The organism is Mucilaginibacter sp. CSA2-8R, assembly GCF_038806765.1.
Classification (GTDB): Bacteria; Bacteroidota; Bacteroidia; order Sphingobacteriales; family Sphingobacteriaceae; genus Mucilaginibacter.
The window spans coordinates 892,248-918,728 of record NZ_CP152389.1; the positions used below are offsets into that span (position 1 = coordinate 892,248).

22 protein-coding genes are annotated in these 26,481 nt (G+C 42.7%); 11 read left to right on the top strand and 11 right to left on the bottom strand.

Annotation, left to right across the window (positions count from 1 at the left end; all coding sequences use genetic code 11):
* Nucleotides 1-9 precede the first annotated feature (9 nt).
* Entirely contained in the window at nucleotides 10-627 is a 618-nt protein-coding gene (locus AAGR14_RS03850) for a phosphatase PAP2 family protein (protein WP_342647282.1), read from the bottom strand.
* Nucleotides 628-870: 243 nt separating this feature from the next.
* On the opposite strand from AAGR14_RS03850, the gene AAGR14_RS03855 reads away from it, so the two are divergent.
* The 4 genes from AAGR14_RS03855 to AAGR14_RS03870 all read left to right on the top strand — a co-directional run bounded on the left by AAGR14_RS03855 (nucleotide 871) and on the right by AAGR14_RS03870 (nucleotide 7,538).
* Nucleotides 871-2,154, top strand: a complete 1,284-nt coding sequence (locus AAGR14_RS03855) for a Pycsar system effector family protein (protein ID WP_342647283.1) — start codon at nucleotides 871-873, stop codon at nucleotides 2,152-2,154.
* A gap of 4 nt (nucleotides 2,155-2,158) precedes the next feature.
* Nucleotides 2,159-4,219, top strand: a complete 2,061-nt coding sequence (gene ppk1 / locus AAGR14_RS03860) for a polyphosphate kinase 1 (protein ID WP_342647284.1) — start codon at nucleotides 2,159-2,161, stop codon at nucleotides 4,217-4,219.
* 4 nt (nucleotides 4,220-4,223) lie between these two features.
* Nucleotides 4,224-5,096 carry an SdiA-regulated domain-containing protein gene (locus tag AAGR14_RS03865; RefSeq protein WP_342647285.1) on the top strand — a complete coding sequence of 291 codons (873 nt, stop codon included), beginning with the start codon at nucleotides 4,224-4,226 and terminating at the stop codon, nucleotides 5,094-5,096.
* Nucleotides 5,097-5,186: 90 nt separating this feature from the next.
* Nucleotides 5,187-7,538 (top strand): hypothetical protein, encoded by a 2,352-nt coding sequence (locus AAGR14_RS03870; RefSeq protein ID WP_342647286.1) that lies wholly within the window; start codon nucleotides 5,187-5,189, stop codon nucleotides 7,536-7,538.
* 37 nt (nucleotides 7,539-7,575) lie between these two features.
* Here the strand turns inward: AAGR14_RS03870 and AAGR14_RS03875 are convergent, their stop codons facing one another.
* Complete coding sequence (locus tag AAGR14_RS03875) at nucleotides 7,576-8,562, bottom strand: acyl transferase (protein WP_342647287.1); 987 nt, start codon at nucleotides 8,560-8,562, stop codon at nucleotides 7,576-7,578.
* Nucleotides 8,563-8,692: 130 nt separating this feature from the next.
* Here AAGR14_RS03875 and AAGR14_RS03880 point away from each other — a divergent pair, with 130 nt between their 5' ends.
* Nucleotides 8,693-9,364 carry a lipid-binding SYLF domain-containing protein gene (locus tag AAGR14_RS03880; RefSeq protein WP_342647288.1) on the top strand — a complete coding sequence of 224 codons (672 nt, stop codon included), beginning with the start codon at nucleotides 8,693-8,695 and terminating at the stop codon, nucleotides 9,362-9,364.
* 87 nt (nucleotides 9,365-9,451) lie between these two features.
* Here AAGR14_RS03880 and AAGR14_RS03885 read toward each other — a convergent pair whose 3' ends face one another.
* A complete protein-coding gene (locus tag AAGR14_RS03885) occupies nucleotides 9,452-9,802 on the bottom strand; it encodes a hypothetical protein (RefSeq protein WP_342647289.1) in 351 nt (116 codons plus the stop codon).
* Between the two features lie 29 nt (nucleotides 9,803-9,831).
* Nucleotides 9,832-12,270, bottom strand: coding sequence for a penicillin acylase family protein (locus AAGR14_RS03890; protein ID WP_342647290.1), 2,439 nt, complete (start codon nucleotides 12,268-12,270; stop codon nucleotides 9,832-9,834).
* 193 nt (nucleotides 12,271-12,463) lie between these two features.
* Between AAGR14_RS03890 and AAGR14_RS03895 the strand changes: the two genes are divergently transcribed.
* Nucleotides 12,464-14,185, top strand: coding sequence for an alpha-amylase family glycosyl hydrolase (locus AAGR14_RS03895; protein WP_342647291.1), 1,722 nt, complete (start codon nucleotides 12,464-12,466; stop codon nucleotides 14,183-14,185).
* A 77-nt stretch (nucleotides 14,186-14,262) separates the two neighbouring features.
* Here AAGR14_RS03895 and sppA read toward each other — a convergent pair whose 3' ends face one another.
* Nucleotides 14,263-16,035, bottom strand: a complete 1,773-nt coding sequence (gene sppA / locus AAGR14_RS03900; protein WP_342647292.1) for a signal peptide peptidase SppA — start codon at nucleotides 16,033-16,035, stop codon at nucleotides 14,263-14,265.
* Nucleotides 16,036-16,122: 87 nt separating this feature from the next.
* Here sppA and folK point away from each other — a divergent pair, with 87 nt between their 5' ends.
* Both folK and AAGR14_RS03910 read left to right on the top strand, forming a co-directional pair.
* Nucleotides 16,123-16,602: a 2-amino-4-hydroxy-6-hydroxymethyldihydropteridine diphosphokinase gene (gene folK, locus AAGR14_RS03905; RefSeq protein ID WP_342647293.1), complete on the top strand. Its 480-nt coding sequence runs from the start codon at nucleotides 16,123-16,125 to the stop codon at nucleotides 16,600-16,602.
* 24 nt (nucleotides 16,603-16,626) lie between these two features.
* On the top strand, nucleotides 16,627-16,998 hold the full coding sequence (locus AAGR14_RS03910; protein ID WP_342647294.1) for an Hpt domain-containing protein: 372 nt from the start codon (nucleotides 16,627-16,629) through the stop codon (nucleotides 16,996-16,998).
* Between the two features lie 10 nt (nucleotides 16,999-17,008).
* On the opposite strand, the gene AAGR14_RS03915 is transcribed toward AAGR14_RS03910, so the two are convergent.
* The 4 genes from AAGR14_RS03915 to AAGR14_RS03930 all read right to left on the bottom strand — a co-directional run bounded on the left by AAGR14_RS03915 (nucleotide 17,009) and on the right by AAGR14_RS03930 (nucleotide 22,682).
* A complete protein-coding gene (locus AAGR14_RS03915) occupies nucleotides 17,009-18,277 on the bottom strand; it encodes an anthranilate synthase component I family protein (RefSeq protein WP_342647295.1) in 1,269 nt (422 codons plus the stop codon).
* A gap of 84 nt (nucleotides 18,278-18,361) precedes the next feature.
* Nucleotides 18,362-19,639 (bottom strand): adenylosuccinate synthase, encoded by a 1,278-nt coding sequence (locus AAGR14_RS03920; protein WP_342647296.1) that lies wholly within the window; start codon nucleotides 19,637-19,639, stop codon nucleotides 18,362-18,364.
* Between the two features lie 218 nt (nucleotides 19,640-19,857).
* Nucleotides 19,858-20,325, bottom strand: a complete 468-nt coding sequence (locus AAGR14_RS03925; protein WP_342647297.1) for a transcriptional repressor — start codon at nucleotides 20,323-20,325, stop codon at nucleotides 19,858-19,860.
* Nucleotides 20,326-20,450: 125 nt separating this feature from the next.
* Complete coding sequence (locus AAGR14_RS03930; RefSeq protein ID WP_342647298.1) at nucleotides 20,451-22,682, bottom strand: bifunctional (p)ppGpp synthetase/guanosine-3',5'-bis(diphosphate) 3'-pyrophosphohydrolase; 2,232 nt, start codon at nucleotides 22,680-22,682, stop codon at nucleotides 20,451-20,453.
* Nucleotides 22,683-22,841: 159 nt separating this feature from the next.
* Here AAGR14_RS03930 and AAGR14_RS03935 point away from each other — a divergent pair, with 159 nt between their 5' ends.
* Genes AAGR14_RS03935 through bshB1 form a run of 3 tightly spaced genes read left to right on the top strand, consistent with a single transcriptional unit; the run spans nucleotide 22,842 to nucleotide 24,645 of the window.
* A complete protein-coding gene (locus tag AAGR14_RS03935) occupies nucleotides 22,842-23,402 on the top strand; it encodes a DUF4294 domain-containing protein (protein ID WP_342647299.1) in 561 nt (186 codons plus the stop codon).
* Between the two features lie 6 nt (nucleotides 23,403-23,408).
* Nucleotides 23,409-23,930, top strand: a complete 522-nt coding sequence (locus tag AAGR14_RS03940) for a glutathione peroxidase (protein WP_342647300.1) — start codon at nucleotides 23,409-23,411, stop codon at nucleotides 23,928-23,930.
* On the top strand, nucleotides 23,923-24,645 hold the full coding sequence (bshB1, locus tag AAGR14_RS03945; protein ID WP_342647301.1) for a bacillithiol biosynthesis deacetylase BshB1: 723 nt from the start codon (nucleotides 23,923-23,925) through the stop codon (nucleotides 24,643-24,645). Before AAGR14_RS03940 ends, bshB1 begins: the two co-directional genes overlap by 8 nt.
* Nucleotides 24,646-24,703: 58 nt before the next feature.
* On the opposite strand, the gene AAGR14_RS03950 is transcribed toward bshB1, so the two are convergent.
* Both AAGR14_RS03950 and AAGR14_RS03955 read right to left on the bottom strand, forming a co-directional pair.
* Nucleotides 24,704-25,129 carry a hypothetical protein gene (locus AAGR14_RS03950; RefSeq protein WP_342647302.1) on the bottom strand — a complete coding sequence of 142 codons (426 nt, stop codon included), beginning with the start codon at nucleotides 25,127-25,129 and terminating at the stop codon, nucleotides 24,704-24,706.
* Nucleotides 25,130-25,587: 458 nt separating this feature from the next.
* A complete protein-coding gene (locus AAGR14_RS03955; RefSeq protein WP_342647303.1) occupies nucleotides 25,588-26,475 on the bottom strand; it encodes a pyridoxal-phosphate dependent enzyme in 888 nt (295 codons plus the stop codon).
* Nucleotides 26,476-26,481: the final 6 nt, after the last annotated feature.

The window sequence follows — 26,481 nt, forward strand, 5'->3', positions numbered from 1 at the left end:
AAAAAGCCGCTATTGCATCCGCTTACGGATGGTATTAAAATAGACAGCCGTACCTGCACCGGCTAATGCACCTACTGTAACATCAGATGGGTAATGTAAGCCCAGATACATACGCGAATAGGTAACCGATCCAGCCCACAAAAAGGCAGGCGCCATTACATACCATTTAGGGTAGGCAATTGATAGGGCAGTTGCCGTACTGATAGATGAAGAAGCATGGCCGGAAGGAAACGAATAGTCGCCTGCAATGTAAACCGGTATTACCCTAAAATTGCCTCTGAACGGCCGCGGACGCTTAACCAGTTTTTTAACCAGCAATACCAAACCGTATGATATAACCGAACTGCTGGCTACATATAAGGCATTTTGGCGCATCTCTTTGTTGTTGTCAATCAGTCCGCCAACTAGTAAACCTGCAGGTACCAGTGCGTTGCCGTACAAGTTTGTTTTTGACATGGTGTAATAGAAATCGGTTTTGGCAGGCGTGCGGCTGTCGGCCAGGTTCATCATAATGCGGTCGTCTAAATGCCTTGGGGCAAAGGCCTGAACGTACTGCGCTTGTGCCGGCAAAAAAAGCAACACAAATATTATAGAAGCAAAAGTAGTTAAGTACCCAACGCGGTTCATGATCATAAGTACAAGGTTGAGGCCGTAAAGTTTAACATATACCGAATAGCAAAAGCAAAATAGCATAAAATTTAACAGTTTGCCTACCGTTGTTTTTTTGCAAATGATATAGCTAAATTTAAAAGCCGGTTATGCGCTAAAACCAAATGATATAATTTTTATTATTATGCAATACAATTGGGTAACGGCGTCCATGCGATCAGATACTTATCCATATTAGTAACTTTTTTTAATCGCCTTATTATGAACTACCAACAACTGCTGGAGCGAGTAAAGCAGCACGTTTTGTCGTATTTTAAGATACAAAACAGCGAAAGCCTGATTTACCATAACCGCCGGCACACCGAAGATGTAGCGGCTGCGACTGTGCAAATTGCCAACCACTACCAGTTAGATGATAAAGATTTTTTTATAGTAGTAGCAGCATCATGGTTTCATGATACCGGTTACCTGAAAAGCCTGGAAAACCACGAAGAGCATAGCGCACAAATAGCCGAAGAGTTTTTGAAAGCGCAGCAGGCCGACGATTATGTAATACAGCAGGTTAAAGCTTGTATTATGGCTACCAAAGTTCCGCAGCGGCCCAACGGGTTATTGCAGGAAATTATCTGCGATGCTGATTTGTTCCATTTAGGCACCGATGACTTTGACGACAAGAACAAGCTGATGCGCAAAGAGTGCAAAACTGCACTCAATTGTGATTTCAGCAAGCAAGACTGGCGTCACAAAACCATTCGTTTTATGCAGGCGCATCATTATCATACTGACTATGCTAAAATGCTGCTGAGCGACCAGAAAGAAAAAAATATTCAGCGCCTTAAAGACAAAGAGGCTGAATGGATGGAAAAAAACAAAACAGAGGAAGAAGAGCCCAAGGGAGAAGCGCCCGAGAAAAACGCAAGCCCGGCAGGTATTCCATTATTTTCTTCAACCACGCCCGCTAACGATACGAGCGTATTTAAAGAGAAAGACGTTAAGAAAAAAGAGCGGCCTGATAAAGGTATAGAAACCATGTTCAGGGTAAGTTCGAGTAACCACCAGCGTTTGAGCGATATGGCTGATAATAAAGCTCACATCATGATTACTGTTAACTCAATTATTCTGTCAGCTATTATCAGTTTATTACTGCGTCGGCTTGAAGATTACAGTTACCTGGTAATTCCAACCTTTATAATCCTGGTGGTAAGTTTAACCACTATGATTTTTGCCATACTGGCTACCCGGCCGTCATTGCCCGAGGGGCGGTTTTCGGCAGAGGACGTGGATAATAAAAAGGTTAACCTGCTGTTTTTTGGTAATTTTTACCGCATGAGCCTGCCGGATTATGTAGCCGGAATGCGTAATGTTATGGCCGACCGCGAGTTTTTGTACGGCAGCTTAATTATTGATGTATATTCACAAGGTGTGGTGCTGGGGCGCAAATACCGCTTGCTGCGTATATCGTACAATATTTTTATGTTTGGGCTTATTGCGTCTGTATTAGCATTTATTATTGCATCGGCTATTAACGGTCAGGGTAAACATTAAAATCATGGATTTTAAATACTTTAATCGTGATTTGAGCTGGCTGTCATTTAACGAGCGTGTACTGCAGGAAGCTAATAGGGATACTTTACCAGTACTCGAGCGGATCAATTTTTTATCTATCTACTCTTCCAACCTTGATGAGTTTTACCGGGTACGTATGCCGGTATTGCAGGCTTTAAACAAACTGCAAAAACGTAAAGAAGATTTAACCCCGGGAAGTGTACAGCCCGACGATTTAAGCAACGCTCAAGAGCAAATACGGCAGCAGCAAGAACAATATGGGCAAATGCTAACACAGTCCATCTTGCCTCAGTTGCATGATAAGGGTGTTCATCTGTTGTATAATCAACCCTTTCCGCCACAAATTGTACAAGAGGTAAGCAGTTACTTTTTAAGCCAGGTAATGGCCTTTTTGCAGCCCGTAAGGCTCTCCGCAAACAGCGACTTTTTCCCTGTAAATAACCAGCTTTATTTACTCATACTGCTGGGTAAAGAAGAGAAAGAAGAAATGGTGGTGATGCACATCCCTTCAGACGAGCTGCCGCGTTTCTTTAGTATAGAAGATCAGGATGAGCAGTACATCGTTTTTTTAGATGACATCATCAGGCACAATTTAGATAAAGTATTTACCGAAAAGGTAAGCGGGTGCTACAGTTTTAAAATAACTCGCGATGCTGAATTAGATTTTAAAGACGAATACAGTGGCGATTTAGCTGACGCGCTGGAGCGGCAATTACGAAAGCGCGATTATGGTTTAGCTACCCGCTTCTTGCATCAGCCCGGTGTACCGCTAAGGGTATTACATCAGGTTTGCCAGTGGTTGGCTGTAAACGAACGCAGTTTAGTAACAGGGGGTATGTATCATAACCTGAAAGATTTAGCCGATCTACCAATAAGCGATGCCTCTTTGAAAGCGGAAAAATGGCCGGCATTACACTTTGCCGCTTTGCCCGAAACGCAATCGGTTTTAAATCAGATTGGCTTGCAAGATTATCTTTTGCATCCGCCTTATCATAGTTACGATACCATTTTACGCTTTTTTAACGAAGCGGCAATCCGGCCGGATGTTGAAGAGATTTACACCTCCCTGTACCGGGTAGCCAGCGACTCAAAAATTGTAAACGCCCTGATCAGCGCTGCTAAAAACGGAAAAAAGGTAAATGTATTGGTTGAACTAAAAGCCCGTTTTGATGAAGCTAATAATATCAAATGGGCCAAAAAGCTTCGTGCAGCCGGAGCCAAAATTATTTACAGTGTTACTGCACTGAAAGTGCACGCTAAAATTGCTTTAGTCAAACTTAAATCGGGCAACCGCACGCTGTACAGGGGGTTGTTGGCCACCGGCAATTTTAACGAAAACACAGCCCGCTTTTACACCGACCATATTCTGCTCACAGGCAACCATACCCTGCTGCGCGAAATGGAGTTGCTGTTTATCTTTTTGGCTAAAAAACAAAAACCTGCTGATGCAGGCATCATGCCGTTTAACCAGTTGCTGGTAGCACAGTTTAACTTGCAGCAACGCTTTATGGAACTGATAGATAATGAAATTAACCATGTAAAGCAGGGGCTGCCCGGTTCCATTACCATTAAGCTGAACAATTTAGAAGAAGAAAAGCTGATTAATAAATTGTACGAAGCTTCGAACGCTGGTGTCAAAATACAAATGATTGTGCGGAGCATTTGCCGTTTAATACCAGGCGTAGCCGGACAAAGCGAAAACATTACCGTAACCCGGATTATTGATAAGTACCTGGAGCATGGCCGCGTTTTTATCTTCGGCAATAATGGTAACCCGCAAGTATACATGGGCTCGGCCGACTGGATGAACCGCAATATTTACCATCGGATAGAAGTATGCTTCCCGATTTATGATGCCGATATTAAAGAAGAGATTTTACAGATTGTTGAGTTACAACTACGCGACAATACACAAGCTGTACATATTGACACACAATTAAATAATATTCCTGTTAAAAAAGGTGAGCCTGCCGTAAGGTCTCAACTGGAGATTTACAATTTGCTAAAGGCAAAAGCCGGCAAAGTTCCATTACAAACCACTTAAATTTATGAAAAGCAGTACTTCCATTTATACTTTGATACTTATTGCTGTATTAGGGATCTCGTGCGCCCACAGCCAGCAGCAAGAGGAATATGTCAGTCCTCAAGGTTATAATTTAAAAGAACCTGAACGTTATAAAATGGAAGACGATCTGCTGGAAATTTCGGGCATTGCCTTTAACAAAGGCGATAACAAAACCATTTACGCCATTGAAGATGAAGACGGCAAACTTTTTTACGGCCACCCATCAGACCGCATGAAAGCAGGGCACACTAAATTTGCCAAACACGGCGACTACGAGGATGTAGCCATTTGCAATGACCGTGTTATTGTGCTTAAAAGTAATGGTAAGCTATACACCTTTCCGCTTAGCGAAATAAAAGAACAAGAACTTAGCAATGTGCATGAACATAAAGATCTCCTGCCAGCAGGCGAGTATGAAAGCCTGTATGCCGACGACGCCAAAAACAAACTGTACGTGTTATGCAAAAATTGTGACGATGAGAAAACTACCCAAAGCAGTACGGGCTACATTTTTGATGTTTTACCCAACGATAGCATAAAAAAGGCCGGAACCTTTAAAATAGAGGTTAGCCAGATTACTAAATTAACTAAAGACGATAAAATAAAGTTTAGGCCGTCGGCTATGGCGCAAAATCCTGTCACCAAGCAGTGGTATATTGTATCGTCGGTTAATAGCTTGCTAGTAGTTGCCAATCAAAATTGGCAGGTAACTAATACCTATGCGCTTAATCGTAAAAATTTTTTACAACCCGAAGGCATAGCATTTGACAGCAAGGGTAACCTGTACATTTCTAACGAAGGCGACGAATTTAGCCGTGGCAGCATTTTAAAATTTACTTATTTTGGTAAACGGTAATTTTAATAACATTGTCAATCTATCACCGTTTTTAAACGAAAGTGAATTTTAAGTATCCAACTCATTTGGTTACCGTACAAGGCGCTGTCCATGCAAACAAAGTCATTTTATATAAACAAAGATCTGGCCGACTTAAAGCTGATTGATACAGCGTTGTCGTTTAAACCGTTTGTTAGCTATCTGCAAAACCGGTTAAAAACGGAGGATAGTATCAAATCCAAGTTTTATAGCTTTGTGCTCGAGCACTTTAAGGAAGGTCAAGACCTTGATAGCGTTTTAAACGATCCCGAACGTGCACAGCATAACGCCAATTTGCTCGAGTTAATTTATGGCACGCTCTCGCCGGTTTTACTGAGCGAAAAGGAGTGTTACTGGGCTTTAAGCACACCGGTACCTAATTGCGTTTTTTACAGTACGGATGCTTTTCATAGCCTCATTACCAGTCGTGATATCCGAGAGGCAGCTCACTCTATGGTTACCGATGATGAAGTATTTTATCATCAGCAACAGCAGTATGTTTACCGGCATATTCTTAAAAAGCTATATCATTTTACTTCAGTACTTAATGATAATACTTACTACTCTTATACCGATACCGAAACCGGTTTAAACCGGTTTTACCATATCCATATTGATACCACTTTTGTGGATATTGAGGTAAAAGGTCCATTGCCCGAACTCGATTTTGAAACCATCGAAAATTATTTACACAATGAGGACGGGGTAGATGTGCTGGCAGAAATATTACCACTCAGTTTATTCAAGCTTACTGGTTTTTCTGTCATTACTCTCGAGGATGTAACCCCCCGCCGTGCTATCGAGGATATCAGAAACGCCATTATTAATCCTAACGATGACCAGAAAGAGCTTTATAAAAGCGTCATCAAATCGCTCGAGATTTTAACCGAGAATAGCGATGTACATTTTGGACTACTGCCATTTTTAAAACTTAACGGCGAGCCATTGTTCGATTTGTCATCCTGTTCAGAAAGCATCCTGATACAGGCTGCTCAAAAGTATGGCGTTGCTGAAGAAACCTACCATGCCCTGGTAGACCGTTATGAAAAAAATCCGAAGGCGGTATTTTTTAGTTCACTTTCGGAAGCAAGGCAGCAAAAGTTTTTCTTTTTAAAAACCTTGAGCGAGGCCGGCATCAAATCTTACGCCGTGATTCCTGTTTTTTACAATAAGCACATCGCCGGTATGATGGAGATTTACTCCGAGAATCGCCTGGTTTTTTACGAAAACCTGCTATCGCGGTTAGAGTTTGCCATTCCGCATATTGCACAGTTGCTGCAAAACAGCATTGAACATTTTAATGCTTGTATTGATCGGGTAATCAAAGATAATTTTACCTCTATACAACCTGCCGTACAATGGAAGTTTAACGAAACAGCTTGGGATTATGTAAAAAATCCTAGATCTAAACGTAAACAGACAGGTCAAAGCATCATTAGCTTTAAAGATGTATATCCGCTTTACGGAGCTATTGATGTGCGCAACTCCACCGTTGAGCGCAACCAGGCGCTGCAGCAAGATATGAAGCGCGTACTGAAGCTTTTGCTGAAAATATTGCTCACGCTGGACGAAAAATATCCTGGCCATCAATGGCAGGAATTGATTGAGAGGTCAAACAAATGGATGCTTGTAGTTAACGATCAGATTAACACGAGCGATGAAATACTGATTGACGAGTTTTTAGAAAGAGATGCAGGTTTAACACTAACTCATTTTAAATCTGAAAATGCCGAAGCTGCAGAGATTGTAGACAGTTACCTGGATATGATTGCTCAGGACTGCGAAGGCCCCGCCTTTACCCAGCGTAACCGGTTAGAAACGGCAATGCAGATGATTAACGTAACCGTTAATACTTATTTTGAAAAGGCCGAGCAAAGGCTGCAACAGATATTTCCGTGTTATTTTGAAAAGTTCAGGACTGATGGGGTTGAGTATGATGTTTACGTTGGTCAGGCTATAGCGCCTAAACAGCCTTTTCAAATTGATTTTTTACGTCAAATGCGCATGTGGCAGTTAACCTCCATGGTGGATGCCGCGCGGCTTACGCATAAGCTGCTGGATAAAATGCCCGCTGCCTTACAAACCACGCAGCTCATTTTTATCCATAGCCAGCCTATTGATATCAGTTTCAGGAGTGATGAGCGCCGGTTTGATGTGGAAGGAGCTTACAACATTCGCTACGAAATTATCAAGAAGCGGATTGATAAGGTTTTGCTGCATAACAGCACCGAACGCCTTACGCAGCCTGGTAAAATCGCCTTAGTATACTTTACCCAGGCCGAAGCAGATGAGCATATTGGTTACATCAAACAGCTGCAAGATAAAGACATGTTACTGCCCGAAATAGAAATGCTTGATCTGGAAGAATTACAGGGCGTAGTGGGGCTGAAAGCGCTGCGGGTAAGCGTTAATTTTGACGAATAGCTATGGGTGGGTTGTTGATTAAATTGCTAACCCTTAATTAAGCAATTAATAAGTTACAGCCCCGTATGTCAGAGTTGTCAAATCGGCCCAATACCTCAAATGATCCATCCTCGTAAATTTTACCTAAATCCTGGGTAGCTATAAACGAACAGGAATTTAAGTTGGCTAAGTCGATAACGTTGATACCGCCGGTTTTGCCGTAACCTACGGGTGTTGCCGGGTCGTTAGTATCGCGGGTTTGCACGCGCATCCAGGGGGGGCAGTTAAAAATACCTTCGCCTTTAGAGTAAGCCTGTGATAAAAGTTCGGTCATGCCGTATTCGGAGTGGATGGCACTTACGCCAAAGCCCCGGCAAAGAATATCGTGCAATTCCTCACGTATCATCTCTTTACGACGGCCTTTCATGCCCCCAGTTTCCATAATAATCAGCTCTGGGAAGTTTATAGCATGCTGCTCGGCAAAGTCGAGCAGTGCAAAGGTAACACCAATAAGCAGGGTAGGAGTGCCGGCCTGCTGCTGTTTTAACAATTGTTGATACAGGTCGGAATGGTTATATAAATAAAAGCCGCTGTCGGGATGGCCCGACTGTTTAATTAAATCATCGGCCATGTATACTAACGATGAACCTGCCCGCTCCAGGTATGCCGGCAATAAAGCCAACACGCAATATTGCCTGATATTGCCATAAAACAGTTGAAATGCCTGCCTGAAGCTTTGCTCGTACCAACTCACATCGGTAACTAAATGCCGGCTGGTAATCATGCCGGTAGTGCCCGAACTGGTAAAGGTAAGCTGCGGTTGCTCCTTGCTGCTTACTACTTGGTGGTTTTTAAAGAACTCGATGGGCAAAAACGGAATCTGGCTAAAATCAGTAACCGTGTTGGGGTCAATATTTAAACCTTTAATAAACTCGCGGTAAATAGTACAATTGAGTGCCTGGTAATTAAAGGTTTGCAGCGCAGCCTGGGTAAAGGCCTGAGTGGTACTGATGGCAAAAATCTGCTGCTGAGTGGGCATTGGCATACTGCAAAGATAACACGCCGGCTTGTTTAACACGTTATTATCAATTATACATTACAACCATTTAACAATATTTTAAAAGCATACGGCGATAAACTTTGTTATAGACGTAGGTAAATTAATATCTATATTTATGAAAAAGTTAAGATTATTCTCATCCACTTTGCTGCTGAGCTTTATTGCTGTTATGGCTTCAGCGCAAAACGCCGGTAAAGAAACCGAGCGCATTCAATCCGCTACCCAGGTATTAAAAACCTTCACGGGGTCTACTGAAACTATACCCGAAGAGCTACTGAAACAAACAGAAGGTATGGTAATTATTCCTAAATTAATTAACGCCGGTTTTGGTATTGGCGGCAAGCGGGGTAAAGGTGTAGCCACCGTAAAACTGCCTGACGGAAGCTGGAGCGACCCGGTATTTATTACGCTTACCGGTGGCAGTATTGGTTTTCAGATTGGTGTGCAATCTGTTGATTTAGTATTGGTGTTTAAGCATAAAGGCGTATTAACCAAGGTTAAAAACGGCGACTTTACCATTGGCGGTGATATTTCGGCCGCAGCCGGACCGGTTGGCCGCAGCTCAACTGCCAGCACTGATCATAAATTGGAAGCAGAGGTTTACTCATATTCGCGCAGCCGTGGTTTATTTGCCGGTATCAGCGTAAACGGATCAAACCTGTCAATCGACAAATCGGCCAATGCCAGCTTTTATGGCTCGGGCGTAACCTCTCAGCAAATTTTCGAAACCAATAAAAGCAGCGCTTCGGCAGTGGTAAGCTTAAAAGCAGCATTAAAAGGTTTGTAAAATAAGCCAATAACTAATATTCAATATTCCATCCTTAGCGGGCCGCGTGTTTAACGTTTGGCCCGCTAATTATTTATGGCTATCGCCTTATTGTTTAACGGTTGATGGCATTACCACCTGTTTGATGTAATAGCCTGACAGGGCCGAAAGGCCACCCACCAAGCCACCAATAACGCAGGTAATGAGTAACAGTAAAGTCCAGTGCGGCAGGCCGAATAATTGGGCCACCCGTTCGGCCAGCTGATGTTCGTTGGGCATGCTTTTAAAAAGCGACAAAACCATCCAGGCTAAAAACAAGGCTGCAAAGCCCGACCAAAAGGCTTGCGCTGCCCGGTTAGCCATCAGCAGTGATGCAACAAAGGCCATGATAGCAATCGTCCACCAAGGTAAGATATAACTGGCTGCCAGGCTTAAGATCAAAAGAAGTACAAATAGCATAGTGATTATAAAAGAATTAAATTACCCTGTTACTTAATAGATTTTTTGAGTAGCGTAACAGATTTTATCCTGTCAGATTTTTCGTCTACCGAGCGTAAGTACAGCAACTCGTTAAGCTGACCGTCTTTCCAAGTTTGCAGCATGTCGGTATAATAAAAGCTGCCCGGATTACCCGACTCGCCGCCCGGAAAAACACCATAGCCTTTAACCGTTGGCCCCATTTGCACTACCATACGCCATGATGGACCGGCGCCTTCATGAATGGCGTTGACAAGGTTACTACTGCCGCCCGATTCAAAATTGCCCGTTCCAAATCCTTTTAATGCGGCTAAATGGTCAATACTGGTTGGCCTAACTTTACCCCAATGCCAGCCAGGGCCGGGCCTGCCATGTTTAACCGACAGCTCATTAACCGATTGGTTAAAGGCGGCACTCACAATGTCTTCAGCAGTTTCTACACCTGGTGTGTTAGCGTCGTCAAACCATTTGGCATGTGGTTGGGTAAGCAGCATTTTAATAGTGCGGTCGCGCGATGGCCATTGCAAATTTGCTTTGTCGTCGCCAAATTCATCTTTCCAGGTCAGGGTATAAACCTTACGCCACCAGGCATCAAAAATACTGGCGCCCACCGAAGTGGCATCATATCTTTTATCCCATTGCCTTAAAATATCCAGCGCTTTTAACTGGTTATTGTCTAATTTACTTGAGTCAATCTGTGCCATTAGCGTTGGTAAAATATCTTGCGCTGTGATGCTGTAATTATCGGTTTGCAGCAGGCGCATGCTATCCACCGTAATCTTATCCATAGCAGCTAAACGGGTGTTAATGCGGGTGCCACGCTGGTAAGGGCCAAACTGCCAGTTGATGTAGTAAGGATAAGTTTTGTCGGTTAGTGATTGGTTAGCCGAACTCACAAACCCTCGTGGCGGGTTCTTAACCGTAGGATTTTGCTCGGCAGGTATCCAGCCCTGCCAGTCGTTGGCTTTGTCGGTTCCGTCTAAAATGAATTTACCCTGGTCGGCAAATTTTAACGGAAACTTTCCATTAGGCGTAATGGCAATATCTTTACCCAAGCTGGCAAAAACAAAGTTTTGCGCCGGTGCGGTATAAAAGGTTAAAGCCTTACGGTACTCCGCATAATTTTTACCGCGGTTAAGCAGATAAAATGTTTTTAAATCGTTAGAGCCATCGTGAGCTATCCAGCGCAGCGCAGCCCCGGCCGGAAGATTGGAATGGTTTTTTTTCGATACCGAGTCCTCGAAAACTACAGGGCCGTAATGCGTATAAATCACTTTCTCGGTAATGGGTTGCTCACCGCGCACCGTAATCACTTCGGTTCGGCGGCTAACATTATTCCATTGATTATTGTACCAGTACTGATTTTTGCCGGCGTCTTTAAATTTAACCTGGTACCAGTCCAGCACATCGGCATCGGTATTGGTTACACCCCAGCTTATTTTATCGTTATAGCCAATAATAATCATCGGGGCACCGGGCAGCGATACGCCGTAAACATTAACCCCCGGTGCACTTAACTGAATTTGATACCAGAGAGATGGGAAGCTGAGGCGCAGGTGCGGGTCATTGGCCAGTATAGGATAGCCTGAAGCAGTTTTGTTGCCGGCCACTGCCCAGTTATTGCTGCCAATACCTTCAACTTTACCCGCCGGTTTACCCATACCTGCCATTTGTGCTTTAAAGCTGGCCGAAACTGGCGGAACCGGTAACGGTTTAAAATTCCACGGTGTGCCCTTAGGTATAATGGGGTCTTCCTGATAGTTATGGTCCGGAAACAAATCCTGCGTTACGGCAATGCCAAACTTATTTAAGGTGTTAGTCATCTGCAACTCGTCAGATCCGCCCGAAAGGGTTTCCGACATCAACTTTAGTAAAAAAGCACAATTGATAGGTTTCCATTCTTCGGGCTTATAGTTCAGTAATTTATATTCAATCGGGTAATCTTTCACATCCAGGTTGTGCACATAGGCGTTAATGCCTGCTGTGTATGCTTCAACAGCTAACCGCGTCTGTGAGTCTTTCATCATAGCCCGCAATGAGTTTTCGGCGCCGTAAACCATACCCATTCGGCGGTGATAGCGGTCGGTTTCAAGCGCTTTAGCACCCACTACTTCGGCCAGTCGGCCAGAGGCGCTCCGGGTTTGAATATCCATTTGCCATAGCCGGTCGGTAGCGGTTACATAGCCCTGCGCATAATACAGGTCGTGCTCGTTTTTGGCAAATATGTGCGGTACACGGTGTTCATCATACTTAATCACAACCTCATCCTGCAAACCCGGAAGTTTTAATTCGCGCTGTGTGATGATGCGCTTGTTTTCTGCATTTTGCCAAAAGCCTGTTGCCGGATTTAAAAATTTACCCAACGGCGGGATAGGGCCAAATTGGGTCTGCAATGCCCATATTAACACTGCTGTTAAACCGGTAGTTATAAAGGCTTTTAATATTTTCATTGCGGTTGCCGTAACGGTATTATGTTGCTTAAATATAGGAGTTTGGCTGTAGTAATGTATACTGTTTCCAAGGTTTGTATTTTCTTTTGAGGGCATGAGATAATTAATATAAGCCTGATTAATATTGTTGCTGTATTTAGCCGGCGTAGTTCATCATCAAACAAAAAAACTTTAATATTGCTCTGAATACATCATGACGTTGAAAGCAACTCAGCACAAGCTAATTATTTACCAGGTACTGCCCCGCTTATTTGGCAACATTAATACCACTAACAAGTTTTATGGGTCTATTACCGAAAACGGCTGCGGTAAATTTAACGACATCAATAACGCAGCAATAACAGCCATCAAAGAGATGGGTTTTACCCATGTTTGGTATACCGGCATTATTGAACATGCTACCATGACCGATTACAGTGCCGAGGGTATTAAACCTGACGACCCGGACGTGGTAAAAGGCAGGGCAGGATCGCCTTATGCTATTAAGGATTATTATGATGTTGACCCCGACCTGGCCGTAGATGTACCTAACCGGATGGCTGAGTTTGAAGCTTTGGTAAAGCGAACCCACCAGCAGGGCTTAAAAGTAATTATTGATTTTGTCCCCAATCATGTGGCCCGCACCTACCAATCGGATGCTAAGCCGGCACATGTGCGCAATTTTGGCGAGGACGATGATGTAAGCCAAGCGTTCAAGCCAACCAATGATTTTTATTATATACCCGGACAAGCGTTTAAAGTACCTGAAGGCTACGACCCCGGTGGTGGTGGGTTTGCCAGTCCTTTAAAAGATGGCCGGTTTAACGAGAACCCGGCCAAGGGTACCGGAGACGATATATTTACAGCGAGTCCATCTATCAACAACTGGTTTGAAACCATCAAGCTGAACTACGGCGTAGACTTTAGCAAAGGTTACGATATGCACTTTGAGCCAATCCCGCCGGTGTGGCAAAAAATGCTGTATATCCTGAGTTTTTGGGCCGACAAAGGTATTGACGGTTTTAGGTGCGATATGGTGGAGTATGTACCCTCGGAGTTTTGGGCATGGATTATTCCGCAAATGAAGCAGCGTTACCCCAACCTTATTTTTATTGGTGAAGCTTACCAAACCGGGCAGTACCACAACTATTTATTTAACGGACAGTTTGACTACCTGTATGATAAAGTAGGCCTGTACGATGCCCTGAAGCGATTAACCCGCAACGAGCCGGGGGCCAGTACTTGGGATATTAATCGCGTATGGAACCATGATACCCGTGGCTTTGACGAGCGGATGCTGCGCTTTATGGAAAACCATGATGAGCAGCGTATTGCCTCGGAGTTTTTTGCCGGTGATGCATGGCTGGCCGTACCCGGCATGATTGTTACGGCCACGCTTGCCGACGGACCGGTAATGATTTATTTCGGTCAGGAGGTAGGCGAGCCGGCTACCGGGGCCAACGGTTTTAGCGGCGGTGATGGGCGTACTACCATTTTTGATTATTGGGGAGTGCCCGAGCACCAGAAATGGTTGAACGGAGGTGCTTATGACGGCGCACAACTGTCGGACAGCCAGCATCACCTGCGCAACTTTTACAGTAAGCTGCTCAACCTGTGCAGCCAATGCCCGGCTATTTACGAAGGTGAATTTTATGAGCTAATGGTAGCTAACGAGCATAACGCGGGTTTTAACGAGCGCATCTACCTGTACTTACGCTATACAGAGCAGCAGCGCATCCTGGTTGCTGTTAATTTTAACCGGCACGAACAGGACATTAATATCAAATTACCTGCTGATTTGCTGCAAAAGTTTGCGCTGAACGGTTCTGTAATATTTAAAGATTTGCTGAGTGATGCTGAATTTAAATCTGCCGATGTTACCGACGGCTTATGGATTAAACTGCAAGCTACCGGCGGTTTAATGCTGGAATTTTAAGCTAATAATTAAAACGTATTAAAACGAGTAAAGCCACCTCTTTGGGTGGCTTTACTCGTTTATAAAGGATAGGTATGTTACTTCATGGTTGCAAAGAAAGGCAGGCGGGCTTGCGGCGTATGCATCATTTGCTGCATGGTTTTAAGCTGCTGGTAGTAAGTGTAAGTTTCACCTAATTCGGCCTTTACCAGGCGGGTTTGTACACGGCTTTGCATGTCATTACTTAAGCTTTTCAAAAAGCTTTTTTGCTCTGGGTAGGCTACCACTTTGTATTTATTCAGACCTGCCTTTTTAGCAGCGCTGGCAACGGCATCGTTGATGTTGCCTAAACGATCTACCAGACCAATTTTGATGGCTTGTTCGCCCGTCCAAACGCGGCCCTGACCAATGCTGTTGATGTACTCAGTAGTTTTTTTACGGCCGGCAGCTACAGCACCGGTAAAGTCGCCATAACCGCGGTTTACCTGGTTTTGCAGTATAGCCCGCTCTTCGGGTGTAAGCGGACGGGTTGCATCACCTAAATCTGCATATTTACCGGTTTTAACCCCGTCAAAAGTAAGTCCTAATTTGCCTGTTAATAATCCACGCATGTTAGGTAATATGGCAAATATGCCTATCGATCCGGTAATAGTATTAGGTTCGGCAAATATAGAATCGGCTGCACAAGCAATGTAGTAACCGCCAGAGGCTGCATAATCGCCCATAGATACAATGACAGGCTTAACCTTTTTGGTCAGGCTCACCTCGCGCCAAATTACGTCCGAAGCTAAAGAGCTACCGCCCGGAGAATTAACACGCAATACTACGGCCTTCACTTTATCATTCAACCTGGCCTGGCGTAATGTAGCCGAAATGCGGTCTGATCCAATGGTGTTATCATCTCCGTTACCGCCGTTAATCTCGCCCGAGGCATAAACCATGGCAATCTGGTTGTCTGTGTCTTTATCACCATCGCTTTCATCGTCACCATCATTTTGGGCGTAGCTCTCAATGGTTACGGCGTGCAGGTTCTTTTTCAAGTCAACCTTAGTGAGGCCTTTTAATTCGTTCAATACCTCATCTTTGTATTTCAAGCCGTCAATTAGTTTATAGGTAACTGCATCTTCAGGCATACGAACTTTGAGATTGTTGGCAATGTTAAACAGGCTGTCTTTGTTAATGTGGCGGCTGTTGCTAATGCCGCTAAGCATCTGGTTGTTTAATGAGCCTAAGTAGGAGGTAACCTGCTCGCGGTTGGCATCACTCATTTTATCGAGTATGAATGGCTCAACTGCGCTTTTGTAAGTGCCTACCTTAATTATCTGCGCCTCTACACCTAATTTATCAAGTGCACCCTTAAAAAAGGTAATCTGCTGACTCATGCCCGCAAAGTCAAAAATTCCCTTAGGGTTCATATAAACTTTATCGGCTACCGAAGCCAGGTAATATGAACTTTGGGTATATACTTCGGCATAAGCAATGATGAATTTTTTAGATTTTTTAAAATCAATCAAGGCGTTGCGTATCTCTTGTGTGGTGGCTTGGCCAGATAAGGTTAAGTTATCGGCCAGGTAAATACCTTTAATTTGCTTATCGTCTTTTGCTTTTTTAATGCTGGCTAATATATCGTTCAGGCCAAGGCTTTTATCTTCGTCAAATCCTAAAAAGCTTAAATTAGCCAAAGGGTTGTTAGGCGTACGTTCGGGTACGGCGTTTTTGAGTGATATGGTAAGAATGGAGTTGTCGTCAATTTTTACTTCCTTATCGCTGCTGGCTGCCACAATGATGCCCACAAATACTACCACTAAAACCAAACCTGCCACAAATACGCCCACAATGGTAGCCAGTACAAACTTGAAAAATTGTTTCATTAACTATATTAATTGAATTATCTATGCAAACTTATTAATCGGGTACAATATAACGTTTAGAGCAGCATATATAATATTTGTTACAACATGGTTGACGTTTATTTACTATTGGGCAGTAACCTGGGCAACCGGCAATTGTATTTGCAGGATGCTGCCCGTTACATTGAAAAAGGCGCCGGTAAAATTATGGCATGCTCGGGTATTTATGAAACGCAGAGCTGGGGAAAAACTGATGCGCCCAACTATTTAAATCAAGTGTTATTGATACAAACAGAACTGCAACCACAACTGTTATTGGCAGAACTGCTAAACATAGAAATTATGCTGGGACGACGGCGCCTGGAAAAGTGGGGATCGCGTACGGTTGACATTGATATTCTTTTTTACGGAGAAGAAACTATTGATGAGCCAAACTTGATTGTTCCGCATCCGGAGCTGCATAACCGGAGGTTTACTTTGGAGCCACTGGCCGAAATTGCGCCTGAGCTCAGGCATCCAATTTTAAACAAAACAGTTTTGTTGCTTAAAAATGAGCTGAAAGACGCGTTAGCAGTAAAAAAAGTATAATTTTGATATATTAACCTATTCGCCATGTCCGAAATACCTGCCAATACCGATTTTGACCTGTCATTTTTATATGAAATTGCTGATGGCAGCGACGAGTTTATCGTTGAATCCATAGATATGTTTACTTTGCAAACCCCGCAATTAATGCAGGAGATTGAGCAGGGTATTACCACTCAAAATTGGCAGGCTGCAGGTGCTGCTGCACATAAGCTTAAGCCTAACATGGGTTTTTTTGGTATGCTTAACCTGCAAAGTATGATGCAGGAAATCGAATCTATGTGCAAAAGCGGCGCTCCGGAGCAGTCTGTATTATCGCAAAAGCTGGCAAATGCAAAAACAATTGTAGATAGCAATCTCATTAAACTGGCAGAGATAAAAGCCGAAAAGCAAGGGTAGTATTTAGCATTTATTGTTGCAGGCCGAGCACTTGCATAATGGCTTGTGCCTTTAAAAGGCATTCGTCATATTCCTGTTCGGCCACGGCATCAAAAGTGATAGCACTGCCTACCTGAAAAGACAGATACTGGTTGTGGGCGTTATAGAAAATAGTGCGGATAACCACATTAAAATCAAAGTCATCATCCGGATCGAAATAGCCTATTGCTCCCGAATATATTCCCCGGCGGGTACGTTCATAATGATCCATTAACTCCATCGCCTTCAATTTAGGTGCACCAGTCATGCTGCCCATCGGGAAGGTATTGCGCAAGGCACCTACCGGCGACAGGCCATCCCGCAGCTGGCAGGTTACGGTAGATATCATTTGGTGTACCTGGGTAAAGCTATAAATGCCAAACAATTCTTCGGTTTTAACCGTGCCCGGCTCTGCAGATTTGGTTAAGTCATTACGCACTAAATCAACAATCATTACGTTTTCCTGCTGCTCTTTGGGGTTGTTGCGCAGCTCTTGTTTAATGCGTTCGTCTTCTTGAGTACTGCTCCCACGCTTAGCCGTGCCTTTGATGGGCTGAGAAATAAGTTGTCTGCCTCGTTTAGCCAGAAAACGCTCCGGTGATGCACATAAAACATACTGTTCATAGTGCCTGAAAAAACTTGCAAAAGGTGCAGGCGAAGTGGTGTTTAACTGCCAAAAAACGTTCAATGGATCTATCGTTGCATTGGCTGCAAAAAATTCCTGGCAAAAATTAGTTACATAAATATCGCCGCGGCTGATGTGCTGCTTAATTTGACTAAAAGTATCTATATAGTCCTGTTGCGTAAAGCATGGTTGTAAAGCCAGGTTATTTACCGCTTTAAGTGGTTGCAGCTTTTCGTTATTGATTTGTTTCCATATATGTTCACTTTCATCCGAGATGATTTCTGCCTGATGACCTTTAACCTTGATTAAGTGCAGCGGCGCAAAAAAGTAAAGGTCGGGAAAGTTCAGCTCGTCGGTGAGGTTGGACGATAGGTGTTCTGTCTCGTTTTTAAGGTCGTAACTTAAAAATCCGGTTATCCAGTCGGGATGTTGCTGCCTGAATTGCTGCAGAGCCTCAAATGCCTGTCCGGCTTTTGCTGTTAATTGTGCCTTTACCCCGGCAGCAATCAATAAATCAAATTTCGAATCGGCGTTGGTAAATTGGTTGGAGTCCAGATAGCAGCATACCTCAAAACCGCTGGCCCATTGCTGGGCTCGTATTTTAAAGTCGGCAATATCAGAAACATCAAAAATCATGGTTATTCAAAAATACGCTTTAAACAAAAAGGCCGGAAACCGGCCTTTAAGAAATATATGTTTTAGCTGTAAACTAAGTATGTCTTAGTGCAAAACCAAAGTTTGTTTACGGTCTGGACCTACTGATAAGTATTTTACCGGTACTTCTAACTCAGCTTCCAAAAACTCCATGTATGCCTGTAATTTAGCTGGTATTTGTGAGTTTTCGGTAATACCGGTAATGTCTTCGTGCCAGCCGTCAATCTCTTTTAATACCGGTTCTGGTTTAATAGTGCAGATATCGTAAGGCATATAGTCTATAGTTTCGCCTTGGTAGTTATAGTGCGTACAAGCGTAAATTTTTTCAAAGCCGCTCAATACATCAGCCTTAGTCATTACCAATTGGGTTACCCCGTTTAGCATAATGGCATATTTCAAAGCTGGTAAATCAATCCAACCGGTACGGCGTGGTCTGCCGGTGGTTGCGCCAAACTCGTGGCCTATCTGGCGTAATTCTTCGCCTAACTCATTATCCAGTTCGGTTGGGAATGGGCCGCCGCCTACACGGGTACAATACGCTTTAAAAATACCAATTACATCACCAATTTTACTTGGGGCAATACCCAAGCCTGTGCAAGCGCCCGCAGTGGTGGTATTAGATGAGGTTACAAACGGGTACGAACCAAAATCAATATCCAGCATGGCGCCCTGTGCACCTTCGGCCAGTACTTTTTTACCTTGTTTAAGGTAGTTGTTTACCAGGTGTTCTGAGTCAACCAGTTCAAATTGTTTAATCAATTCAATAGCCTCAAAAAACGCTTGTTCGCGTTCCGTAAAATCAACCACATCGCCGTATAAAGCATGCAGCATGGAAGTGTGTTTGCCAACCAGCTTTTCGTAACGCTCTTTAAAGTCGGGCAACAGTATATCGCCTATGCGTAAACCGTTGCGGCCGGTTTTATCCATATAAGTTGGGCCAATACCTTTAAGGGTCGAACCGATTTTACCATCGCCCATTTTTTTCTCGTTGGCAGCATCCAGCAACTGGTGGGTAGGTAAAATAAGGTGTGCTTTTTTAGCAATCATCAAATTGCCTTTAGCCAGCAAATCGTGCCCTGCGTCTTTAAGTTTATCCAATTCCTTTTTTAGCGTAATAGGGTCTATTACTACACCATTGCCAATCAGGTTCATGGTGTTTTCAAAAAATATGCCTGACGGTATGGTGTTTAATACAAACTTTTTACCATCAAATTCTAAAGTATGCCCGGCATTAGGTCCACCCTGAAAACGGGCAATCAAATCATATCCGGCACTAAGTACATCAACAATTTTTCCTTTGCCTTCATCGCCCCACTGGAGGCCTAATAAAACATCAACAGCCATTTGGTTATTTGATAAAACATGATGCCGAATCTATATCCGCATCTTACCGGGCAGCCGCCCTATGTTAGTGTAAGATGCCGAAACAGTCCGGCACAACGTATGATTATAATTAATTTATAGTCTTACTTTTTAAGCTGCAAAAGTAAGATTATAAAGGAAACTATCTCTATCAATTATAAAGTTTGTATTTATAAAACTGACGGGATAGTGCAGAGCCTCTATATTTTGCGGTCGCAGTGACCTTCTTTTAATTTGTTGCAGTTACCGTATAAATTTAGCGAGTGGTGCTTAATATCAAACTTAAGCAAATCGCCCATCATGCTTTGTATTTGCTGAATGCGCGGATCGCAAAACTCTACTACCTTACCGCAATCAATGCAAATGATATGGTCATGCTGTTTGTAACCATATGATTTTTCGAATTGGGCCATGTTTTTGCCAAACTGGTGTTTGGTTACTAAATCGCACGAAACCAGCAATTCTAGCGTGTTATATACCGTAGCACGGCTTACGCGGTACTTTTTATTTTTCATGTGGATATACAATGATTCCACATCAAAGTGATCGTTACGTGAGTAAATTTCTTCGAGTATGGCAAAACGTTCAGGAGTTTTGCGCAAACTTTTATTTTCGAGATACGCCTCGAAAATTTTTTTAACCATATCAATGGTTTCCTGTAGAGGCATAGTAATAAAACTTTTAAGACTTCAAAGTTAAAAATTATTGCACATAAAAAAGCGGGCTGAGTATGAAGCTAACAGATATGACTTAACCCTGTTACTGCATTTTCTACGCTGTGCTACCCAATGTTTTAAGATGCTTTTTCAATCGGTGCCGGGGCAGAATCAAAGCGGTTTACGCCGGTAACACCTTTTACTTGTTTTAAGCGTTTAATGAGGTTGTCCAAATGTTGGGTGTCATTTACATACATCATAATGGTTCCCTCAAAAATGCCGTTATCGCTGTCTACGGTGATAGAGCGCATGTTTACCTTAAAGTCGTTAGATATAACCGTGGTCAATTTATTAATCAAGCCCACATCATCAATACCCGTAATGCGTAAGCCGGTCAAAAAAGCCAGTTCGTGCTGGGTGGTCCAACGGGCTTTTACAATGCGGTAGCCATAATTAGCCATCAGTTTGGCAGCATTAGGGCAGTTAGTACGGTGTATCTTAATCCCATCGCTTACGGTAATAAAGCCAAACACATCATCTCCAGGGATAGGGTTACAGCAGGTGGCCAGCTTATAATCTATCTTCTGCATGTCTTCGCCAATCAGCAATATATCGCTGTCTTTGGCTTTGACATTACGCATCAGGCTTTGTACCTGGTCCTGGTCAATTTTATCTTGTGGCTTGTTTTCTACCGTGCGTTCTGAAGCATGGAACTCTTTTAAATCCTGTAAGTCAATCTGCCCTTTAGCAACTCGGTAAAACAAATCCTGGCTGGATGGCAGCTTAAAGAAAAGTGTGAGCTTCTGGATATTGTCGGAGTTGTAGGTGATTTTAAGCGATTTTAATTTACGCTCCAATATCTCTTTACCGTCTTCGGCAATTTTACGCTTCTCTTCTTTGAGCGACGATTTAATTTTAGCCTTAGCCTTAGCCGTAACCACAAAGTTCAGCCAGTCTTCTTTGGGCGATTGCTTACTTGAAGTAATGATCTCTACCTGATCGCCGTTTTGCAGGTTGTAATTAAGCGGTACCAGTTTATGATTAACCTTGGCACCAATACAGCTCGCACCAACATCAGAGTGAATTTCAAACGCAAAATCGAGCGCCGTAGCATTGGATGGTAGTTGTATTAATGCACCTTTAGGCGTAAAGATAAAAATCTCGTCGCTAAACAAGTTCATCTTAAAATCGTCCAAAAAGTCGAGCGCGTTACTATCTGGATTGCGTAGTAATTCACGTACCTTTTGTATCCATTGGTCTAAGCCACTATCAGATGACGACTCTTTGTATTTCCAATGTGCGGCAAAACCTTTTTCGGCTATCTCATTCATGCGCTTGGTGCGTATTTGCACCTCAACCCACTGGCCGCGCGGCCCCATCACCGTAGTATGTAATGATTCGTAACCATTAACTTTAGGCGACGATACCCAATCGCGCAAACGATCGGGGTTTGGGCGGTAAGAGTCGGTTACTATAGAGTAAGCTTTCCAGCAATCCGATTTCTCATGCTCAGGTGTGCTGTCCAGTATAATGCGGATAGCAAACAAGTCGTACACTTCCTCAAAAGGAATAGCCTTCTTTTTCATCTTATTCCAGATGGAGTGGATAGACTTTGGACGGCCAAAGATATCGGCATACAAACCTTGGCTGGCCAAAGTAGCTTTAACCGGCTCAATAAAGTCATGTATAAATCTTTCTCGCTCAGCTTTTTTCTCGTTCAGCTTTTTCTTGATAAACTGGTAGGTTTCGCGTTCCATGTATTTCATGGACAAGTCTTCCAGTTCGGATTTTATCGCATACAAGCCTAGGCGGTGCGCCAGCGGGGCGTATAAGTAAACGGTTTCTGACGAAAGTTTAAGCTGCTTATCGCGCGGCATAAACTCCATGGTGCGCATATTGTGCAAACGGTCTGCCAGTTTAATTAAAATCACCCGTACATCATCTGCCAGTGTAAGCAGCATTTTACGGAAGTTTTCGGCCTGTAGTGAGCTATTAGTATCAAAAACACCCGATATTTTGGTAAGACCGTCAATAATTTTGGCTACCTTTTTACCAAACTCACGTTCAATATCTTCCAGGGTCATGTCGGTATCTTCTACTACGTCGTGCAGTAATGCACAAACAATAGAAGTGGTACCCAAGCCAATTTCTTCGGCAGCTATTTGCGCTACAGCAATAGGGTGGTATATATAAGGTTCGCCCGATTTGCGGCGCATATCTTTATGGCTTTCTACGGCCATTTCAAATGCTTTGCGTATCATCTTTTTATCACCTTTTTGCAAGGTTGATTTTGATGCACGCAGCAGGGCACGATATCTTTTTAAAATTTCCGCTTTTTCAGCTTCCAGATCAATCACTAAATCTTTCATTTATAAGCGTTTGTTATCTGTATATCATAAATAATGTAACAACATTTTTTAATGTCGGTTACTTGTAAAACACCGGAAAATAGCATTATTTTTGTCTTAAGTAAATATATGAAATTTATCGGGTTAATGTTATTGTTTTGCTGTGTTATGGGACGGGTCATGTCGCAAAGCCAGTTGCCACATCCCAAAGTTGGCAAAAATGATACCATTAAAACCTATTTAACGGATTTAAACGGTGAGTTAGTACCTTGGGTGGTATTACCAGAATATACGGTAAAGGGCGTACGCATTTTTGCAAGCGAAGAAGACCGTAAGGCTTACTACCGTTTGCGTTACAATGTTTATAAAGTGATACCTTATGCACGTATTGCCGGCGACAAGTACCGGCAGCTGCAACGCGACCTGGCAGTTACTACAGATAAAAAACAGCAGAAGGAATTAATTAAAACATGTGAAACACAGGTAAAAGATTTATTTAACACACAAGTTAAAAATCTTACGATAACGCAGGGTGAGATATTGATTAAGCTAATAGACCGCGAAACAGGTACTACCAGCTACGAACTGGCTAAACAACTAAAAGGTGGATTTCATGCCTTTATGTTTCAATCGGTAGCTCGTATATTTGGCCACAATTTAAAAGAAACATACGATCCTGAACAAGAACGGGATATTGAGGCTATTTTACGGCAAGCCGGATATTATTCCAACAGATTTTAGTAAAAGATGGACGATCAAAGTATTTACCGGTTTAGTGTGCAAAAGCTAAACGGTGAAGAAGTGGACTTGAGTAATTACAGAAATAAAGTTCTGTTAATTGTAAATACAGCTTCGCAGTGTGGTTTTACGCCACAACTTAAACAACTTGAAGATTTGCGGCACGAATTTGAGGGGCAGGATTTTGAGATACTGGCATTCCCGTCTAACGATTTTGGAGGGCAAGAACCTCTCGACGGCAATTCGATAGGTAAATTTTGCAAAATTAACTTTGGTGCTCATTTTCCGGTTTTCGGCAAAATGCAGGTGAAAGGTCCGCAGGCTCATCCGCTGTTTAAATTTTTAAGCAGCAAAAAAGAGAACGGCCGCATACAATCAGCACCTAAATGGAACTTTCATAAGTACCTGGTTGATCGCAGCGGTCATGTGCAGGATTTTTTCTATCCGTTTACCAAGCCTACGTCAGCTAAAATCAAAAAAAAGATCAGTGATTTGCTTTCGGTAGATGTAGCTTTGTTGCAGCATGGTTAAACTAGATATACTGGTTTTACCAGTGCACCCGGATGATGCCGAATTAGGCTGTGCCGGTGTTATCTTAAAGCACAATGCCATGGGTAAAAAGTCTGGTATTGTTGATTTAACCCGCGGAGAACTCGGGACCCGTGGATCTGCCGAAATACGTTTGCGCGAAGCTACAGCTGCGGGCAAAATATTAAACCTGGCAATAAGAGATAACTTAGGCATCCCCGACGGTTTTTTTGAAAACAATAAAGAGTATCAGCTTAAGGTAGTCGAGGTAATAAGGCGTTATCAGCCCGAAATTGTAATCACTAATGCATATCACGACCGGCATCCCGATCATGGCCGGGCAAGTGATTTGGTGCAAACAGCGTGCTTTTTATCGGGCTTGCGCAAAATTGAAACCTTTGATGACGGCCAACCACAAGAGCCCTGGAGGCCCAGGCAACTATTGCACTTTATACAGGATATGTATATTAAGCCAGATGTAGTAATTGACGTAACCGATTACTGGGATACCAAAATTGCCAGTGTGATGGCCTACGGTTCGCAGTTTCATAACCCCGAGTGGGAAGAAGAGCCGCAAACTTACATTTCGTCACCAGAATTTATTATTGGGGTTGAGGCACGTGCCCGAGAGATGGGGCGTTCAATACAAGCCCGGTATGCAGAAGGCTTTACGTCCAGGAAAATATTAGGCGTAGACAGCCTGTTTGATTTAAAATAAATAACGGTTTTCAAATAAAGGGGCATGAGGTCCTGTATTTGAAAACCGATTTATCTTATTACGCTTTAACGTACTCAAAGCGGTTATTTTCTTCACTGCGTTCGCGGCGAAGTTTGCTTTCATTAGCTAATTTTAATAATATACCTGATAACTCAGAAGTTTTGAAATCTGAATCGTATTGATCTTTGCAATGCGTAGCTATATCTGCGATGGAGTGTGGCTGATCAAAAAAGTCTGTTTGCAATAGCTGGTTCAATACTTTTGTAGCACCCGGCTTTCGGAGGCTTTCCCGCTGCTTTGATTCTCCGTCTGCCTGGTAACTCCGCGGCTTTCTGAAAATTGTTTCGTCACTGTCTCTTTCTTCCAAAATTGAATCTAAAAGCCTGTCAACTATTTTTACCTGCACTGCTTCAGATTGAAAAGCGTTAACTACATCAGAGATTTCTAAAAGTTGTTTTTTAAGTTTTTCCGTTTGTTTGCTCATGTTAACAATAATCCTTCGTTCCTTATGATTAAGTTAATTATTAGTTTATACTATTGATTGCAGCAGTACCGACTAATAACATACTTGTGCCTATCTGCAATTCATAGAATAACGCAATAATAGCATATTGTTTATGATAATTATACTATTGTATAGGTAACGAATTAGTGAGAATGATATTATTATATAAAGGATGTTCTAAAATTTTTTAGCACAATATTTTTTAATACGAAAAATTAAGATGTTAAGATTAAGAGAGGGTAAAATTGTTTACCTATAAAAAGAAAGCAAAACTTTATCGGAAGTATAGTTAGTGTAATTAAAACGCTGATATTAAGTATTTTATTTAGATTTAGTATTTTTCTAAATAAGGCTGTTTGCTGTATAAGTATTACACCATCCCTGTTTCAAATTGGTTAATTAAGTCTTCCCATCAACCCGATTAATTGTTATTGATATTAAAACTTGTTCTCCAAGCCAAGCAAGCCGAAAATCCCACCACTATGTATAACCAAAATGTTACTTTCAGGCTTAAAATAACTTTGATTAGCGAGGTCCAAAACGGCATAAAGGGCCTTTGCGGTATAAACCGGTTCGATCAAAATGCCGGTTGATGCTACAAAAGCTTTAATAAAGTTAATTAACTCAGGTTTAGTTTTGGCATAGCCACCAAAATGATAAGCGGTGTGTAACTGGTAGTTTGCCGGGGTATCTAAATAGGTATCTATTTCTTGCTGCATGAAATCTCCATTTTTAAAAACCGGAACAGCATGGAACACAGATGGTGCTTGTTGCTGTTGCAAGCCGGCAATAATGCCGGCTGCCGTGGTGCCGGTACCACAAGCACAAAAAATATGATCGTAAGTTATCGGTAGTTCATCAACAAGCTCACTGCAGCCTTTTACTGCTTCGGGCGAGGCGCCGCCTTCATTAATAAAATAGGCTCGTGCATCGCCGCCAAAATGGTTTTGAAACAACAGACACTTATTTTTATAACTCTCGCGGTCGGTAAATATTAAGTTCATGCCGTGCAGCCGACATAAAAACAAGGTGTTGTTTTGAACTTCTTCTCCCCGCACAAATCCCGTAGTTTTAAATCCGAATCTGGCTCCGGCAGCAGCAGTAGCCAGTAAGTGATTTGAAAATGCTCCACCAAAAGTTATTAGGTGAGTTTTATGCTGGTGGTGCGCGTTCTGAAGCAAATACTTTAATTTACGCCATTTATTGCCGGATATTAACGGATGAATCAAGTCATCGCGCTTAATAAAAACGTTTAGCTTTTTTTCGGCAAATACCGGATGATTCCAGGCATGAATGGGACTGAAAATTTCTAAATCAAAACTCATCAGCCC